Source organism: Aureimonas phyllosphaerae (assembly GCF_047943035.1).
GTDB classification, from domain to species: Bacteria; Pseudomonadota; Alphaproteobacteria; order Rhizobiales; family Rhizobiaceae; genus Aureimonas; species Aureimonas phyllosphaerae.
Map to the genome: position 1 here is coordinate 1,261,588 of NZ_CP181348.1, position 17,188 is coordinate 1,278,775.

Annotated in this window: 17 protein-coding genes; 2 read left to right on the top strand and 15 right to left on the bottom strand. The window is 69.0% G+C overall.

Going from position 1 to position 17,188, the window contains the following annotated elements; all coding sequences use genetic code 11:
- Positions 1-4: 4 nt before the first annotated feature.
- Genes ACLNGM_RS05825 through ACLNGM_RS05845 form a run of 5 tightly spaced genes read right to left on the bottom strand, consistent with a single transcriptional unit; the run spans position 5 to position 5,285 of the window.
- Positions 5-781, bottom strand: a complete 777-nt coding sequence (locus ACLNGM_RS05825) for an ABC transporter ATP-binding protein (protein ID WP_416357576.1) — start codon at positions 779-781, stop codon at positions 5-7.
- Complete coding sequence (locus tag ACLNGM_RS05830; RefSeq protein WP_416357577.1) at positions 778-1,635, bottom strand: ABC transporter ATP-binding protein; 858 nt, start codon at positions 1,633-1,635, stop codon at positions 778-780. The genes ACLNGM_RS05825 and ACLNGM_RS05830 overlap by 4 nt, the downstream gene beginning before the upstream one ends.
- On the bottom strand, positions 1,632-2,555 hold the full coding sequence (nikC, locus tag ACLNGM_RS05835; RefSeq protein WP_416357578.1) for a nickel transporter permease: 924 nt from the start codon (positions 2,553-2,555) through the stop codon (positions 1,632-1,634). Before nikC ends, ACLNGM_RS05830 begins: the two co-directional genes overlap by 4 nt.
- Complete coding sequence (locus ACLNGM_RS05840) at positions 2,552-3,643, bottom strand: ABC transporter permease (RefSeq protein WP_416357579.1); 1,092 nt, start codon at positions 3,641-3,643, stop codon at positions 2,552-2,554. Before ACLNGM_RS05840 ends, nikC begins: the two co-directional genes overlap by 4 nt.
- A 31-nt stretch (positions 3,644-3,674) precedes the next feature.
- A complete protein-coding gene (locus ACLNGM_RS05845; protein WP_416357580.1) occupies positions 3,675-5,285 on the bottom strand; it encodes an ABC transporter substrate-binding protein in 1,611 nt (536 codons plus the stop codon).
- Between the two features lie 425 nt (positions 5,286-5,710).
- Between ACLNGM_RS05845 and ACLNGM_RS05850 the strand changes: the two genes are divergently transcribed.
- Positions 5,711-6,604, top strand: coding sequence for a polysaccharide deacetylase family protein (locus ACLNGM_RS05850; protein ID WP_416357581.1), 894 nt, complete (start codon positions 5,711-5,713; stop codon positions 6,602-6,604).
- 50 nt (positions 6,605-6,654) lie between these two features.
- Here the strand turns inward: ACLNGM_RS05850 and ACLNGM_RS05855 are convergent, their stop codons facing one another.
- The 9 genes from ACLNGM_RS05855 to uxaC all read right to left on the bottom strand — a co-directional run bounded on the left by ACLNGM_RS05855 (position 6,655) and on the right by uxaC (position 14,912).
- Entirely contained in the window at positions 6,655-7,527 is an 873-nt protein-coding gene (locus ACLNGM_RS05855) for an MBL fold metallo-hydrolase (protein WP_416357582.1), read from the bottom strand.
- A 105-nt stretch (positions 7,528-7,632) separates the two neighbouring features.
- Entirely contained in the window at positions 7,633-7,986 is a 354-nt protein-coding gene (locus ACLNGM_RS05860; protein ID WP_416357583.1) for a cupin domain-containing protein, read from the bottom strand.
- Positions 7,987-7,991: 5 nt separating this feature from the next.
- The gene (gene kduD, locus ACLNGM_RS05865) at positions 7,992-8,750 is read right to left on the bottom strand and encodes a 2-dehydro-3-deoxy-D-gluconate 5-dehydrogenase KduD (RefSeq protein ID WP_416357584.1); all 759 of its coding nucleotides are present in this window, start codon (positions 8,748-8,750) and stop codon (positions 7,992-7,994) included.
- The gene (kduI, locus tag ACLNGM_RS05870; protein ID WP_416357585.1) at positions 8,750-9,586 is read right to left on the bottom strand and encodes a 5-dehydro-4-deoxy-D-glucuronate isomerase; all 837 of its coding nucleotides are present in this window, start codon (positions 9,584-9,586) and stop codon (positions 8,750-8,752) included. The genes kduD and kduI overlap by 1 nt, the downstream gene beginning before the upstream one ends.
- On the bottom strand, positions 9,583-10,377 hold the full coding sequence (locus tag ACLNGM_RS05875) for a FadR/GntR family transcriptional regulator (protein WP_416357586.1): 795 nt from the start codon (positions 10,375-10,377) through the stop codon (positions 9,583-9,585). The genes kduI and ACLNGM_RS05875 overlap by 4 nt, the downstream gene beginning before the upstream one ends.
- Positions 10,378-10,388: 11 nt before the next feature.
- Positions 10,389-11,669, bottom strand: coding sequence for a TRAP transporter large permease (locus ACLNGM_RS05880; protein ID WP_090964922.1), 1,281 nt, complete (start codon positions 11,667-11,669; stop codon positions 10,389-10,391).
- A 5-nt stretch (positions 11,670-11,674) separates the two neighbouring features.
- Positions 11,675-12,265: a TRAP transporter small permease gene (locus ACLNGM_RS05885; protein ID WP_416357587.1), complete on the bottom strand. Its 591-nt coding sequence runs from the start codon at positions 12,263-12,265 to the stop codon at positions 11,675-11,677.
- 125 nt (positions 12,266-12,390) lie between these two features.
- Positions 12,391-13,365 carry a TRAP transporter substrate-binding protein gene (locus ACLNGM_RS05890; protein WP_416357588.1) on the bottom strand — a complete coding sequence of 325 codons (975 nt, stop codon included), beginning with the start codon at positions 13,363-13,365 and terminating at the stop codon, positions 12,391-12,393.
- A 140-nt stretch (positions 13,366-13,505) separates the two neighbouring features.
- On the bottom strand, positions 13,506-14,912 hold the full coding sequence (uxaC, locus tag ACLNGM_RS05895; RefSeq protein WP_416357589.1) for a glucuronate isomerase: 1,407 nt from the start codon (positions 14,910-14,912) through the stop codon (positions 13,506-13,508).
- A 109-nt stretch (positions 14,913-15,021) separates the two neighbouring features.
- Between uxaC and ACLNGM_RS05900 the strand changes: the two genes are divergently transcribed.
- Positions 15,022-16,068 carry a Gfo/Idh/MocA family protein gene (locus ACLNGM_RS05900; RefSeq protein WP_416357590.1) on the top strand — a complete coding sequence of 349 codons (1,047 nt, stop codon included), beginning with the start codon at positions 15,022-15,024 and terminating at the stop codon, positions 16,066-16,068.
- 221 nt (positions 16,069-16,289) lie between these two features.
- On the opposite strand, the gene ACLNGM_RS05905 is transcribed toward ACLNGM_RS05900, so the two are convergent.
- Positions 16,290-17,186: an AraC family transcriptional regulator gene (locus ACLNGM_RS05905; RefSeq protein ID WP_416357591.1), complete on the bottom strand. Its 897-nt coding sequence runs from the start codon at positions 17,184-17,186 to the stop codon at positions 16,290-16,292.
- Positions 17,187-17,188 lie beyond the last annotated feature (2 nt).

Sequence of the window (17,188 nt, forward strand, 5' to 3'; positions counted from 1 at the left end):
CGCCCTATCCGCTGGCTGGCGGGCGCACGAAGCCGTCGCTCGCCGTCATCAGCGTCCGCGCATAATCGGACGCGACGTCTCGGGCGGCGAGGCGACCCTCCTCCAGCGCTTCCACCGCCTCGCCGCCGCGCATGACGAGGAGGCGCTCGCACATGTGGTCGACCACGGCGAGATCGTGGCTGACGAAGAGGTAGGTCAGACCCCGTTCCGCGCGAAGTCGCGTGAGGAGGTTCAGGACCTCGGCCTGGATCGAGGCGTCGAGCGCCGAGGTCGGCTCGTCGAGAAGCAGGACCGACGGCTCGAGGATCAGCGCGCGGGCGATCGCGATGCGCTGGCGCTGCCCGCCCGAGAGCTGGTGCGGCAGGCGGAAGCGGAAGGCCGGGTCGAGCCCGACGTCCGACAGCGCCTGGAGCACCCGCCGGTCGCGATCCTTGAGACCGTGGATCGCCAGCGGCTCTGACAGGATGCGGTCGATCGTGTGGCGCGGGTGCAGCGAGCCGTAGGGGTCCTGGAACACCATCTGGACGCGGGCGGCGAAGCGCTTGTCGCGCCGCTCCCCGAGCGTCTCGCCATCCACCCGGATCTCGCCCGCCGAGATCGGCGCCAGCCCGCAGATGGCACGCAGGATCGTAGATTTGCCAGAGCCCGATTCGCCGACGAGACCGAAGGACTCGCCCGTCTCCACCCGGAAGGACACGCCCTTCACCGCGTCGACGCGGTTGCGGCCTTCCCCGAGCGTCACCACGAGGTCGCGGACTTCGATGCGGGGGCCCGTCGTCATGCGTTCAGCCATTCCGGTCGGCGGTCGAGCGTCGGCAGGGTCTCCTGCCCGCCGCCGATGCGCGGCAGGCAGGCAAGAAGCCCCTGCGTATAGGGGTGGCGCGCTTCCCCGAGCCGGTCGGCCTCGATCTCCTCGACGATCCGCCCGCGATACATCACGAGCACCCGGTCGCAGAAGGTCGAGACGAGGCGCAGGTCATGGCTGATGAACAGGAGCCCCATGCCGCGCCCGCGCACGAGTCCGTCGAGGATCCGAAGGACCTCGAGCTGGACGGTGACGTCGAGCGCCGAGGTCGGCTCGTCCGCGATCAGGAGTTCGGGCTCCGGGATCAGCATCATCGCGATCATGACGCGCTGCCCCATGCCGCCCGACAATTCGTGCGGATAGGATCGCAGGACGCGCTCGGGGTCGCGGATCTGCACGTCCTCCAGCATCGCGATCATGCGGCGCCGCGCTTCCGTGGACGAGATGCGCCCATGGGCGCGCAGCGCCTCGCCGAGCTGCCGGTCGATCCGCATGACGGGATTCAGCGAATATTTCGGGTCCTGCATGACCATGGCGATGCGCCGGCCGCGCACCGCGCGCATCTCCTTTTCGGACAGGCCGAGGAGATCGGTGCCGCGAAAGGCGAGGCGGTCGGCCGCCACGTGCCCGGGCGGGCGTACGAGGCGCAGGATCGCGCGCCCCGTCATCGACTTGCCCGAACCCGATTCGCCGACGATCGCGACCCGCTCGCGCCCGACATCGAAGGAGATGCCGCGCACGGCTTCCACCAGACCGCGCCGCGTATCGAAGCCGACCTGGAGATTGCGCACCTCGAGAAGCGGCGCGTCTGACGAGACGGGCCCGCTCATTGCTGGCCGCTCCGCGGATCGAGGATGTCGCGAAGCGCGTCGCCGAGGAGGTTGAAGGCGAGGCTGACGAGCAGGATCGCGATGCCCGGAATGGTCGCGACCCACCAGTGGGTGAGGAGGTACTGCCGGCCCGACGAGATCATCGCCCCCCATTCGGCGAGCGGCGGCTGCGCGCCGAGGCCGAGGAAGCCGAGGCCGGCGGCGGTCAGGATGATGCCGGCCATGTCGAGCGTGATGCGCACGATCACCGAAGACAGGCACATCGGCATGATGTGGCCGGTGATGATGCGCAGCGTGCCCGCCCCCTGCAGCCGGGCGGCGGCGATGTAGTCGGAGCGGCGCACGGTCAGCGTCTCGGCGCGCGCGACGCGCGCATAGGGTGGCCATGCGGTCAAGGCGATGGCGAGGACCGCGTTCTCGATGCCGGGACCAAGCGCCGCGACGAAGGCGAGCGCGAGCACGAGGCGGGGGAAGGCGAGAAAGATGTCGGTGATGCGCATCAGCACGCGGTCGGTCCAGCCACCGAGCGTCCCGGCGACGGTGCCGATCACGAGGCCGAGCACCGGCGCCGTCAATGCGACGAGGGCGACGACATAGAGCGTGACCCGCGAGCCGTAGACGAGGCGGCTCCAGACGTCGCGGCCGAGTTCGTCGGTTCCCAGAAAGTGGCCGGTGCCGGGCGGCAGGAGGCGCGTGGACAGGTTCTGCGCGTTGGGATCGTGGGTGGCGAGAAGCGGCGCGAAGGCCGCCATCAGGAGAAGGATCGCGATGAGAACGAGGCCGATCATCGCCAGCGGATTGCGGCTGAGGATGCGCCATCCCTGGTAGAGCGAGACGGCGCGCGCCTGCAGCCGCGAGCGCGGCGTGTCGGTCGTCAGCCAGCGGACCCAGCCGGTGGAGGTCGAGGCCGTCCCGCTCATCGCGCCCTCGGATCGACCAGCGTGTAGACGAGGTCGGACATGATGTTGAGGACGACGAAGACCGCGCCGATCACCAGCGTGCCGCCGAGCACCGCGTTGAAGTCGGCGGCGAAGAGGGCCTGCGTGATGTAGAGCCCGAGGCCGGGCCAGGCGAAGACGGTTTCGGTGAGCACCGAGCCCTCCAGAAGCGCGGCATAGGACAGCGCGATCACGGTGACGAGCGGCACCATGGCGTTGCCGAGCGCATGAACCCAGACGACGCGCCGCTCCGACACGCCCTTGACGCGCGCGGTCGTCACATAGTCCTGCGACAGCTGCTCCAGCATGAAGGAGCGCGTCATGCGCGAGATGTAGGCGAGCGAGAAGTAGCCGAGCACCAGGGCCGGCAGGATCAGGTGCGACAAGGCGTTGCGGAACACGTCCCAGGCGCCGGACAGGGCGGAATCGATGAGGATCGAGCCGGTGACGGGCGTCACGTCGAACTCGTAGGCGAGCTCGTAGGAGACGTCGAGCCGCCCGGGGCCGCCGACCCAGCCGAGCTGCCCGTAGAACACGAGAAGCGCGATGAGGCCGAGCCAGAAGACCGGCATCGAGTAACCGAGAAGCCCGACGACGCGGATCGCCTGATCCTGCCATCGCCCTTGGTGCACCGCGCCGACGACGCCTGCGGGAACGCCGATGAGGACGCCGATCAGCGTCGCGAGCGTGGCAAGTTCGAGCGTTGCCGGGAAGGCCGAGGCGATGTCCTCGACGACGGGACGCGAGGTGAGGTTGGAGCGCCCGAGATCGCCGGTCACGACATCGCCGAGATAACGCACGAACTGGACGGGGAGCGGCTGGTCGAGGCCGAGCGAGACGCGCGCGGCGTCGTACTGCGCCTGCGTCGCCCGGTCGCCGACGATCGCGAGCACCGGATCGACCGGTACGACGCGCGCGATCAGGAAGGTGACGAAGAGCAGGCCGAAGAGCGTCAGCAGCAGGCTGAACAGAAGGCTCGCGCCGCGCGAGACGAAGCGCGGCAGGCCGAAGGCGCGAAGCCCCGAGCGGGCGCCGTGCAGCGCCGGCTCGTCGATCACGGGCGGGCTCAACGGCCCGCCTCCACGGTCTTGGCGATCACGCTTACTGCGCCGTCTTGGTCACGGTCCAGTAGAAGGCCGAGGCCACCGCGCTGCCGGTCTTGAAGCCGTCGACGCCCTTGCGCACGGCCGGCTGCTCGGAGCGCTGGAAGAGGACGGCGATCGGCGAGGCCATCTGCTCATGGCGCTGCATGTCCTCGTAGAGCTTGGCGCGCTTGGCCTCGTCCTTCTCGACCACGGCGGCGGCCACCTGCGGCGTCGTTTCCGTGGCCGCATAGGCGTTGCGCCAGGCGAGGTTGCCGACGAGGGCGCCCGCGTCGGAGTTGTCGGCGTTGGCGGCGAAGACCGAGGCGTTGGTCTGCGGGTCCGGGTAGTCCGGACCCCAGGTCTGCAGCGTCAGCTTGTGGTTGCGCGCGCGATAGATCGAGAGCGCCTCGGCGCCCGTCACCGAGCGGAGCGACGCCTTGATGCCGGCCTGGGCGAGCGTGCCCTGGATGGCCTGCGCGATGTCGACGCGCTCCTTCTCGTTGCGGATCAGGATCTCGGTCTCGAACCCGTCGGGATAGCCGGCCTCGGCCAGAAGCGCCTTGGCCTTGGCGACGTCCAGCTTGAACGGCTTGTCCTCGATCGCGCCGAGGAAGCCGGCAGGCAGGAAGGACTGGTGCACCTGCTCCTGGCCCTTCAGGAGTTGGCTGGTTATGCCGTCGTAGTCGATCAGGTACTTGATCGCCTCCATCACCTTCGGCTTCGACAGGATTTCGTCCTTCTGGTTGCCGGAGAGATAGTAGACCTGTCCGCGCAGCTCGGTCTGGACCTTGAGGTTCGTATCCTTCTCGACGGAGGCGATGTCGGTGGGCCCGAGGTTGCGCGCGACGTCGACGTCGCCCTTCTGGAGAAGGAGGAGCTGCGTCGCGGGCTCGACGACATGGCGCACGAAGACGCGCTTCATCGCGACCTCGCGGTCGAAGTTCGGGTTGGCGTCGAGCACGACGGACTCGTTCGGCTTCCAGGCGCGAAGGACATAGGGTCCCGAGCCCGCCGAATGGGTGTCGAGCCAAGTGTTGCCGTAGTCCTCGCCGGCATTCTCCATCACCACCGCCTTGTCGACGATCGAGCCGACCTCGGCGGTCAGCGCGTTGTAGAGGAAGGACGGCGCGTAGGGCTTGTCGGTGACGATCTGGAGCGTCGAGGCGTCCACCGCCTTCACGGTCTGGTCGACATTGTCCTTGGTCAGGCCGAACTGGGTGAGGATGAAGGCCGGCGTCTGGTCGAGCTTGACGGCGCGCTGGAGCGAGAAGGCGGCGTCCTCGGCTGTCACCGGATTGCCGGACGCGAACTTGCGCCCCTCGGCCATCTTGAAGGTGAAGGTCAGGCCGTCGTCACTCACCGACCAACTGGCGGCCAGTCCCGGAACGGGCTTCAGCGTCTGCGGATCGATCTCGACCAGCGTCTCGTAGATGTTGTTGATCTGATCCTGGCCTGAGAACTCGAAGCTTTCGGCCGGGTCGAGCGACTTCATGTCGTCGATGCCGTTGGCGATCACCAGCGTGTCGGCCGGGGTCTCGGCCAGAGCCGCCGAGCCCGCGGCGACCGATCCGAGAAGCACGGTCCCGGCAAACAGGCGGCAGGCGAGCGAACGGAGAGAAGAAGACACGGGCGACCTCGTCGGGTTCGTGGAGCAAGCAGGAGCGGCGGGAGAGAATCCCGTCACGTCCCGGTGAGGGGACGCTATGCGATGATGAAACGGGCGGCAAGCATGTGCGCTGCACAAAGCCGGGGCGTGCGATGGACGGGGCGGACCGTGCCCGGGATTGGGTCCACCACACCGCTCGGGCAGGGCGCGATCTGGTCATCGCCACGCGAGAGCCGGTCGCGACGACGCGCCGGGCAGGCTCTGGCGGGACGATGGCCGGATGGTCCCGGTTGCCCCTCGGCATGCACCGCGATCCGAGGGTCGTGCGGAACCCTCGATCCGGCCGAGCGTCTAGAACGGCCGGCTCTGTCCGGCGCCTGGCCGCGGACGCGTTCCGGCCGCCGGCATTCCCGCCGGACACTTCGTCACGCGCCCAGGATTTCGCCATGAGCCAGCTTTCCCATCACGGCCGGTACGACTACGCGCCCATCGTCGGGCGTCCGGACTACGCCTGGCCCGAGGGGCGCCGGCTGGCCGTCTATCTCGGCGTCAACCACGAGGTGTTCGGGTTCGGCGACGGGCTGGGAGCGACGCTCGCGCCGTCCCAGGCCCAGCCCGACGTGATGAACTTCGCCTGGCGGGACTACGGCAACCGGGTCGGCGCCTGGCGCTTCATGGAGATGTTCGACCGGCTGGAGCTGACCACGACGGCGCTTCTGAACAGCGCGGTGATCGAACGCTGCCCGGGCCTTGCCGAAGCCTGCCGGGATCGGGGCGACGAGATTGCCGCTCATGGCCGCACCAATGCGGAGGCGCAAGGCGGAATGGGCGAGGACGAGGAGCGCGCGATGATCGCCCGAACCCTCGACGATTTCGCGACGATCGGCGTCCGGCCGCGGGGCTGGCTGGGGCCGTGGATTTCCGAAAGCCATCGGACGCCCGATCTTCTGGAGGAGGCGGGCTTCGCCTATGTTCTCGACTGGGCGCACGACGACCAGCCGACCCGGCTGCGGACGCGCAGCGGGGCGGGGATCCTGTCGGTTCCCTATTCGCAGGAGATCAACGACATCCCCGCGATCGTCTCGCGCCATCAGGAGGGGGCGACCTTTGCCGCGATGATCGAGGATGCCGTCGATCAGCTTCTGAGCGAATGCGACCGGCGCCCCCTGGTTCTCGGGATCGCGCTCCACCCCTACATCATGGGACAGGCCCACCGGGCCCTCCACCTCGATCGCGTCCTGACCCGGTTGCGCGAGAAGGACGATCCGCGCATCTGGTGGACCACGGCGGGCGCCATCGCCGACCATCTGGCGCCGACGCCTCCGAACGACCGGGACTGACGCCAGGGGCCGGTCTGCGGGCACCCGCCGTCCATCACCGGCCCGCGCCGTCAGCGGCGGCCGTGAACGCTGCGGATGGTGGCAACGAGGTTCGCACGGTGGAAGCGCTCGTAGAAACGGCGTGCGGCGTCCGGCAGGGCGTCGATGCCCTCCACGAAGTCCGTCAACCGGAGCCCGTCCGGCAGCGCGTCGTCCGGGGCGACCGAGGGCGCGGCGCCGAGTGCGCCGACGCGTTCGGCCAGCGCCTCGAAGTAGGCAAGGTTCCTGTCCACCGTCGAGGGCGCGTCGGTCTGGCCATGCGCGAGGACGAGGTGTCGCGCGCCGAGGCGCCTGATGCGGTGGAGCGAGGCGACGAGGGAGGCAAGGTCCGCTGGATCGTCGCTCCAGACCTTCGGAATCGGGTTCTCGACCGCATCGACCGCCAGGCATGTCCGCAGTTCCGGGATCCAGACCACGACATGGTCGGGCGCGTGCCCCGGCGTGTGGAGGAGTTCGAGCGTGAGATCGCCCCCGTCGAGTCCTATCCGATCGGAGAAGAACAAGGTGGGCGGATGAAGCTCGACCGCGCCGAAGCGCGCGTCCTCTGCCGCCTTGCGCCGCAGGACCTCGTGGACGCTTCCGTTCCGGAAGCGCTCGCGCGCGGCCTCGTGCGCGACGATCGCCGCCCGCCCGGCGACGGCCGCGTTGCCCCAGAAATGGTCCCAGTCCATGTGGGAGTTCACGACGACCAGCGGCCGGCCACCGCGTTCTGCGCCGACGAGTTCCATCGCCACACGGCACGTCTCGGGCGTGTCGAGCGTATCGATAAGGACGTCGAAACGCGCCGTGCGCACGAAGATCGCATCGACGGTGGTGCCGAGCCGAAGCACCGAAATCCGCTCGTCGAGACCCGGATAGGTCGCCAGTTCGATGCCGCTGCCCATGCCCACTCCTCCCGAAGGCGCGCCGCTGAAGAAACGCCTTGATGCGACGGACCAGGACCGCCGGGCAACCGCGCGCGTCCGTCGGTTCGAAAAGGCCGCTGCGCGTCAGCCTGGCGGATGCGACAGGAAATCCTGCCGGAAGGGCGTGAACGTGTCGACGAGACGGCCCTTCTCGAGCGCCTTCACGCCGTGCCGCAGGCCGGACGGGACGATGAAGCAGTCGCCGGCGCGCAGCGTCTCGGTACGACCGTCCACGGTCACCTCGAAGGCCCCTTCCGCGACATAGCTCGACTGGACGTGCGGATGCTCGTGCAGCCAGCCGACACCGCCGGCCTCGAAGCGGAACTCGACCATCATCAGTTCCGGCGTCCAGCAGACGATGCGCCGCTCGTTGCCGTCGGGCGTCGGCTCGAAGGTGCCGTCGCCGGCGCGCGCGAAGATGTCGGGTTTGGCGGTCATGGGGGTCACCTCGCGAGCCAGCCGCCGTCGACCGGCAGAACCGTTCCGTGGACGTAGCGCGAGGCCTCGGCGAGCAGGAACACCGTGGCCGCGCCGATATCCTCGGCGACGCCCCAGCGTCCGGCGGGGATGCGCTCGAGGATCGCGCGGGACCGGTCGGGGTCGGCGCGCAGCGCCGCCGTGTTGTTGGTCTCGATATAGCCCGGCGCGATGGCGTTGACGTTGATCCCGCGCGCCGCCCATTCGTTGGCGAGAATCTTGGTGATACCCGCGACGCCGTGCTTGGCGGCGGTGTAGGCCGGCACGCGGATGCCGCCCTGGAACGACAGGAGCGAGGCGATGTTGACGATCCGTCCCGGCCGGCCGTCGGCGAGGCAGCCTCGCGCGAAGGCCTGCGACAGGAAGAAGACCGACTTGATGTTGACGTCCATCACGGCGTCCCAGTCGGCCTCGCTGAAGTCGACCGAATCTGCCCGCCGGATAATGCCGGCATTGTTGACGAGACCGTCGAGCGGCGCGTCCGCGATCAGCCGCTCCAGCGCCCCGGTGCCGGCCGCGATGTCCGAGAGGTCGACGAGGCAGGGCGTGAACGCGCCGCCGGTGGCCTCCACGCGCGCGGCGGTCTCGTCCATCGCCGAGCGGCCGATGCCGACGACAGTGCCGCCGGCCTCGGCGATCGCGACCGCGATGCCCTGGCCGATCCCTGTGTTGGCGCCGGTCACCGCGATGCGCCGGCCTTGGAGGCTGAACGGGTTGGGGGCCATCAGCGCATGTCCTTCAGGGGGGCGGGGTCCATGTCGGTGTAGTCGACGTTGTCTCCGGCCATCGCCCAGACGAAGGCGTAGGCGCTGGTGCCGCAACCGGAATGGATCGACCAGGGCGGCGAGACGACCGCCTCCTCGTTGGCCATGACAATATGGCGCGTCTCGTCGGGCGCTCCCATCATGTGGAAGACGCGCGCTTCGGGGGGCAGGTCGAAGTAGAGATAGGCCTCCATCCGCCGGTCGTGGACATGCGCCGGCATCGTGTTCCAGACCGAGCCTTCGGCGAGCTGGGTCATGCCGACGACGATCTGGCAGGTCTCGATCGTCGTCGTGTACTGGAAGATCGAGCGCTCGTTGGCGGTCGCACGGGCGCCGAGGTCCATGCGCTTGGCCGCCGCATGCGGCAGGTGCCGCGTCGGCAGCGTGCGGTGGGCGGGCGCCGACAGGAGGTAGAGCCGCGCGGGATCGCCGGCATCGGCGGAGCGGAACGTCACCTCCTGCCCCATGCCGACATAGAGCATGTCGCGGGGCTGGAGTGCGTGGCTCTCCTTGCCGGCGCGGATCTCCGCCGCGCCGCCGCCGACATGGACGACCACGAGTTCGCGGCGCTCCAGGAAGCGCGCCGTGCCGTTGGGTCGGATGGTCTCGAGGGGGAGGGGATCGGCGCCCGGGACGGCACCGCCGACGATCATGCGGTCGTAGTAGGTGTAGGTGAGGCGGATGCGGCCGGGCTGGAAGAGGTCCTGGATCAGGAAGTGCCGGCGGAGGTCCTCGGTGCCCATGGCTGCCGCCGCATCGGGATGGACGGCAAAGCGTGTCTCGTGGTCGATCGTCATGATGGTTCCGGTTCCGTATCGGGAGGGCGTCGGCCGCCGGCTGCGGCGGCGTAGGAGTCCTGCTGGTGGGCGAGGCGGCGGCGGTAGCGCTGCTGGGCGGAAGTGAGATGCCGGCGCATCGCGTCGCGCGCGCCGGCGGGGTCGCCCGCCGTGATCGCCTGGAGCACCGCGAGGTGCTCGCGCTGCAGGCCCATGAGGTATTGCGGCGAGAGGACCTCGACCGAATACCAGGGCGAGGTGCGGTCACAGGGAATGGTGCGGTCGCCGAGCGCGTCGAGGATATCAACGTAGAACGGGTTGTTGGTGGCCGCCGCGATCTCGCGGTGGAAGGCGAAGTCCGCCTTGCCGGTCTGCTCGCCGAGCGGGATGAGGCGGTCGAACTCGAAGAAGGCTTCCTGGATGCGGGCGGCCTGCGAGGCGTTGCAACGCTCGGCGGCAAGCCCCGCGCTCTCGATCTCGATGCCCATGCGCACCTCGAGCACGTTGATCGCCTGGCTGATGCGGTCGCCGACATCGGCGGCGATCGAGGCGATGCGGCGCTGCGGGTTCATCCGCACGAAGACGCCCGCGCCGTGGCGCGGCTCGACCAGCCCGTCGGCCGACAGGATGGCGACCGCCTCGCGCACCACGGTGCGGCTCACCCCGAAGATCTCGGACATGCGCGTCTCGGTCGGCAGCTTCTCGCCGACCGCGAAGTCGCCGGCGATGATCTGGGCGCGCAGCGCGCTGACGACGTTCTCCGAGAGCTTCGCCTTGCGCTCGACGCGCCAATCCACGGATGCTTCGGACATCGGTCAGACCCTTATCGAAAGACAGCTGGCAGCCACAGCGACAGGGCGGGAATGTAGGTCACGAGAAGCAGGACCACGACGCCCGCCCCGTAGAACGGCCATACGGAGCGCATCGCCTCCCATACCGTGATCCGGCCGACGGCGCAGGCCACGAACTGCACCCCGCCGACGGGCGGCGTGTTCAGCCCGATGCCGTAGTTCAGGATCATGATCACCCCGAAATGCACGGGATCGATGCCATAGGCGGTGGCGATCGGCAGGAAGATCGGCGTCGTGATGATGATCGTCGGCCCCATGTCCATGAAGGTGCCGAGCAGCAGCATCAGGACGTTGAGGAGAAGGAGGATCATGATCGGGTTGTCGGAGAGGCCCTGCATCCAGTCGACGAGGGTCGCCGGCACCCGGAGGAACGCCATCAGCCAGGAGAAGGCGGCGGCCGTGCCGATGATGAGGAGCACCATGGCGGTGGTGCGCACCGCGCCCATCGTGGCATGGACGAAGTCCGCCCAGGTCAGCTGCCGGTAGACGAAGGTGGTGACGAGGAGCGCGTAGAGGACGGCGATGCAGGAGCTCTCGGTCGCCGTGAAGATACCGGACCGCACGCCGCCGAAGATGATGGCGATGAGAAGGAGGCCCGGCACCGCGGCGGCCAGAAGATGGCCGATGACGAGGAAGCCCTGGAACGGCTCGGTCGGATAGCCGCGCTTCCGCGCCACGATATAGGCCGTCACCATGAGCGAGGCGGCCAGAAGCAGGCCGGGGATGATGCCGGCGGTGAAGAGGTCGGCGATCGAGATGCGCCCGCCCGCCGAGATCGAGTAGATGATCATGTTGTGGGACGGCGGCAGGAGGAGCGCGATCAGCGCCGCCATCGAGGTGACGTTCACGGCGTAGTCCGCGCCGTAGCCGCGCGACTTCATTTGCGGGATCATGATGCCGCCGACGGCCGCCGCCTCCGCCACCGCCGAGCCGGAGATGCCGCCGAAGAGGGTCGAGGTCAGGATGTTGACCTGCCCCAGGCCGCCGCGCACGTGGCCGATGACGCTCGCCGCGAAGGCGACGATGCGCCCGGCGATGCCGCCGCGCACCATCAGGTCGCCGGCGTAGATGAAGAAGGGGATGGCGAGCATCGAGAAGACGCTCATGCCCGAATTCAGCCGCTGGAACACGACGAGCGGCGGCAGGCCCATATAGGCGACCGTGGCGAGGCTCGAGATGCCGAGACAGAAGGCGATCGGCGTGCCGATCAGCATCAGTGCCGTGAAGCTGCCGAAGAGGATCAGGAGTTCCATGACGGTCAGCCCTTGGTGTTGAGGTCGGCCGCGTCGCGGCGCACGTCGGCGATGTTCTCGAGTTCGACCGCGATCTCGGACGGGGCGACCTCGTCGAGCGCCGCGTCGATCGGCGCGCCCGACAGGCGCAGGACGATGCGCTCCAGCGCAAACAGCGAGACGAGCGCCCCGCCGCCGACGATTGGGTAGTAATCCCAGGCACCCGAGATGCCGAGCGCGGGCAGCGTGGTCGCGGCGGTGAGCGCGACGAGGCTGGAGCCGTACCAGACCATTCCGATCCCGAAGACGAGGATCGCGATGTCGGAGATCATCCGCAGCCATTTCTTGCCGCCGGGCGGCACGACATAGAGGAGGACGTCGAAGCCGAGATGGTTGTTCTCGCGCACGCCGACGGCGGCGCCCAGAAAAATGAACCAGCTCATCAGCATCACCGCGCCGGGCTCGGTCCAGCTCGGAGAATCGTTGAGGACGTAGCGGCAGAAGACCTGCCAGCCGACGATCAGCGTCATCAGGACGAGCCCGATGCCCGCGACGTAGAGGGCGGCGAGGTTGAACCGTGACAGGATCGGGACGCCATAGGTCGGCTGTGCGGACATCGGATCATCCGTTGCGCGGGGGAGGCAGGGGTGCGGGGCGCCGATGCCGCGCGCGGTGACGCGCGGCCGGTGGCGGATCGGGGCGATGGGATCGGGGCCGGCCGTGCCGACCCGAGGGAGCCGCCTTACTGCGTCGCGCGCACGTCCTCGACGAGCTTGCGCAGGACGTCGTCCTTCACGTGCTTGTCGTAGACCGGTTTCATCGCGTCGATGAAGGCCTGCTTCTCGACCTCGTTGATCTCGGCGCCGGCCTCCTCCACCTTCTTGCGCGAGCTCTCGGTCATCGCGGTCCACAACTCGCGCTGGCGCCCGACGCTGTCCTTGGCGGCCTGGCGGAAGATCGCCTGATCCTCCGGTGTCATCCCGTCGAAGGCCGCCTTGTTCATCACGAAGACCTCGGGAAGGATCGTGTGCTGGTCGAGCGAATAGTATTTCGCGACCTCGACATGGCGGGCCGTGTCGTAGCTCGGGAAGTTGTTCTCGGCCCCGTCGATGACGCCGGTCTCGATGGAGGAATAGACCTCGCCGTAGGGCATCGGGGTGGCGTTGGCGCCGAGCGCCGACGTCATGTCGACGAAGATGTCGGACTGGATGACGCGGAACTTGAGACCGGCGAGGTCGGCGACCGTGCGGATCGGCTTCTTGGAATTGTAGAAGGAGCGCGAGCCCGCGTCGTAGAAGGCGAGCGCCACGAGACCGGCCGGCTCGAACGCGGCCTTGATCTGGTCGCCGACCGGGCCGTCCATGACCTTGTGCATGTGCTCCTCGTCGCGGAACACGTAAGGCAGCGCCGGGACGATCGTCTCCTTCACCGTGCCGTTGAAGGGCGCCATGGAGACGCGGTTCAGCTGGATCACGCCCGAGCGTACCTGCTCGATCGTGTCCTTCTCCTCGCCGAGCTGGGCGGAGTGATAGACCTCGACCTCGTAGCGCCCGGCCGTGCGCTCCTTCACCAGCTCGCCGAAATACTTGACGCCCTCGACCGTCGGATAGCCGTCCGGGTGGGTGTCGGACGAGCGAAGGAGCGTCTGGGCGCCGGCCGCGCCCATGCCGAGAAGGGACGCGAGCGCGACGCCCGCCAGAAGTTTCATCATGCGCATGGGGTGTTCCTCCAAAGGGTCCGGGCTTTTCGCCCTGTTCTGATCCGTCATGCCGGTTCGGCTTCGCCTACGGGGGCGGGCCTCCGTTCGGGCAAGGCCGCCGCGTCTTCGAACGGGTCCGTCCTGAGACGGCGGCGGTATCAAAGCCGGTAGGCCTTCTTGGCGAGGCCGTAGGCGAGGTCGTGGGCCAGCTCGTGCACTTCCGCCTCGCGCAGGCGGTGCTCTGTCACGAGGCGGGCGAGGAAGGCGCAGTCGACGCGACGCGCGACGTCGTGGCGCGCGGGGATCGAGGGGAAGGCACGGGTGTCGTCGTTGAAGCCGACCGTGTTGTAGAAGCCGGCCGTCTCGGTCGTCGCCTCGCGGAAGCGGCGCATGCCCTCCGGGCTGTCGTGGAACCACCAGGCGGGGCCGAGCTTCAACGCGGGATAGACGCCGGCGAGCGGGGCGAGCTCGCGTGCGTAGCTCGTCTCGTCCAGCGTGAAGAGGATGACGCTCGCGCGCGGATCGGTGCCGACGGCGTCGAGAAGCGGCTGGAGCGCGCGCACGTAGTCGGTGCGCGTCGGGATGTCGAAGCCCTTGTCGCGGCCGAAGCGGGCGAACATGGCGGCCGAATGGTTGCGCATGGAGCCGGGGTGGATCTGCATGACCAGCCCGTCGTCGGCGCTCATGCGCGCCATTTCGGTCAGCATCTGGGCCCGGAACAGGGCGCGCTCGCCGGCGTCGGCCGTGCCGAGGCGCACCCGGTCGAAGAGGCGCGCGGCCTCGGCCGCCGATAGGTTCGCGGTCTCGGCGGTCGGGTGCCCGTGGTCGGTCGCCGTCGCGCCGAGCGCCTGGAACACGGCTCTTCGCTGGCGATGCGCGTCGAGATAGCCGTCCCACGTGCCGGTGTCGGCGCCGGTGATCTCGCCGAGCCGGTCGAGGTTGGCGGCAAAGCCTTCGAAATCGGGATCCACCACGGCATCCGGGCGATAGGTTGGCACGACGCGGCCCTGCCAGCCGCTGTTGCGGATCGCCCGGTGCGCCGACAGATCGTCGAGTGCGCCGTCGGTGGTGGCGATCACCTCGATGTTGAAGCGCTCGTAGAGCGCGCGGGGGCGGTAGCTGTCGCTGGCGAGCCGCTCGGCGATCGCATCGTAGTGCCGGTCGGCGGTCGCTTCCGTCAGGGGCTCGTCCAGCTCGAAGAGGGTCTGGAGCGTGTAGTCGAGCCAGAGCCGTGTCGGCGTGCCGCGAAAGAGATAATACGACTTTGCGAACCGTCGCCAGATCGTGCGCCCGTCCGTTTCCACCGGCGCACCGTCGAGCGTCGGAATGCCGAAGTCCTCGAGCCGGTGTCCCTGGCTGAACAGCATCCGGAAGATGTAGTGATCGGGGACGATCAGCAGCTGCGCCGGATCGGGAAACAGCCGGTTGTCGGCGTACCAGAGCGGGTCGGTATGGCCGTGCGGACTGACGATCGGAAGGTCGCGGACCGTGCCGTAAAGGTCACGTGCCAGCGAGCGCACGCCGGGTTCGGCCGGAAACAGATAGTTCGGGTCGACGAGTGCCATGCGTGCGCGAGCCCCTCCCAAGGCAAGCGGACGGTAGTGCCGCAGCGGAGATCATGTCAACATACAAATTCAGAAATGGTATGATGACTTTGTATCGGGAGGAACGTCGATGGTGAGGATCGGAATCGTCGGGCTCGGCATGGCGGCCGCCCCCCATGTCGCGGCGCTTCGTGCGCTCGGGTCCCACGTGGAGGTCGCCGGGGCGTTCAGCCCGTCGCCCGAGCGCCGCGCCGCGTTCGGGCAAGCGCATGGGCTTCCGGTGGCGGAGCGGCTCGAAGCCCTTCTCGACGACCGCTCGATCGAGGCCGTCCTCATCCTGACCCCACCCGCGACGCATCTCGATCTCGTGCGCCGGGCGGCGGCGGCCGGCAAGCACATCCTCCTGGAGAAGCCGCTGGAGGTCGACCCGGCCCGGTCCCGCGCGCTGGTCGAGGCGGCGGAGGGGGCGGGCGTGCGGCTCGGCGTCGTCCTGCAGAACCGGTTCCGCCCATCGGTGGAAGGGGCTCTGCGTCTCCTCCGCGAGGGCGCCATCGGCGAGGTGGTCAGCGTCTCCGCGCGTCTCAGCAACTGGCGGCCGCAGAGCTACTATGACGAAGCGGGGCGGGGAACGCGGGCGCGCGACGGCGGCGGCGTGCTTCTCACGCAAGGCATCCATACGCTCGACGCGATGATCGCGCTCGTCGGCCTGCCCGATGAGGTCGCGGGCTTCGCCACGACCAGCCGCGCCCACCGGATGGAGACGGAGGACGTGGCCCACGCGGCGCTGCGCTTTCCCAACGGCGCGCTCGGTGCGGTCAGCGCGACGACCGCAGCCTTTCCCGGCTTTCCCGATGCGATCGACCTGTTCGGTACCCTGGGCTCGCTGCGGCTCGATTCGTCGAGCGTCGCCGTCATGCTGGCGGACGGCCGCCAGTGGCGCATCGAGGACGGAACGGTGGGCAACGGCACGGGCGCCGATCCCATGGCCTTCTCCAGCGCGAACCACCAGCGACTGCTGGCAGACTTTCTCGACAGTCTCACTGAGGGCCGCGAACCGCGCGTCTCGGGACGCGAGGCGTTGAAGGTCCACGCCCTGATCGACGCGATCCTGGCCTCCTCGCAGGCTTCCGGCGCCCCGACGAGGGTGGCGGTCGGGCCGGCGGGCGATCGGGTGTGAGGTCGCATTGCGGGCGCGATACGGCGGCCTCGTCGAGAGCGTTTCCCGACCGGTTCGGGTGGTCGGCACGGAGGTGGTTCTGGTTCTCGGCAAGGCGCGAGGAGGGAGCGATGCTGTCGCATCGTGACCGACGAGCAACGCCGTCGCGGAGCGAAAGCGCCCCGCCGCGCAGCGGGCGTCCGAAGGACGATGACGGTCATTCGAGCCGGTCGGAAAGCGCTCTAGGCCTGCGTCCTGAAGGCGCGGGGTGTGCAGCCCATGGTGCGCTTGAAGGCGGTACTGAACGCGCTTTCGGACTCGTAGCCGAGCCCCGGTGCGATCGCCGCGATCGGCTCGCCTTGCTTGAGGCGCTCACCCGCCAGAAGCATCCGCCAGCGCTGGAGATAGCCGATCGGCGTCTCCCCGACGCGCTCGCGAAAGGTCAGCGCGAAGGCGGAGCGCGACATACCGGCGATGCGTCCGAGTTCGCTCAAGGTCCAGCGCCGGCCGGGATCGGTGTGAAGGGCCGCCATCGCCGCGGCAAGCCGCGGATGGGCGAGCGCGAAATACCATCCGGTGCCGCTCGTCGCCGCATCGGCGAGATGCAGCCGCAGGGCCTGGACGAGCATCATGTGGGCGAGGTGCCGTGCGACGAGCGCGCCGCCCGGTCTCGGCTCGCGCACCTCGCGCCGCATCTGCTCGACCAGCCAGACGAGCGCTTCCTGGTCCGCCGCGCCGCGCACCTGCACGATGGCGGGCAGGCCGTCCAGAAGGACGGACGCCAGCCGCCCCTCGACCGCAAAGCGGCTGCCGACCAGGGCAAACGACCCGCCACCGTTGAGGCAGACGACCCCACCGGCGACGGGGGGCGGGAAGATCGTGCGGGCGTCGACGGGCGGTGTGACGAGATCGCTTCCCAGGCGAAAGGGGCGCCCCCGCGGCAGGACGAAGCATTCGCCGGCCGCGATGCGCACGGGCGCCTCGCCTCCCTCGACGCTCAGCCAGCAGGACCCGTGCGTGACGGCGTAGCACTTGATGCGCGCCTCCGGGTCCGCAAAGCGCACCGCCCAGTCGCCGCCCGCCTCGAAGCCCGACGATACAGAGCTTCGAGGCTTCAGGAGGGAGAGGACTTCGGACAACG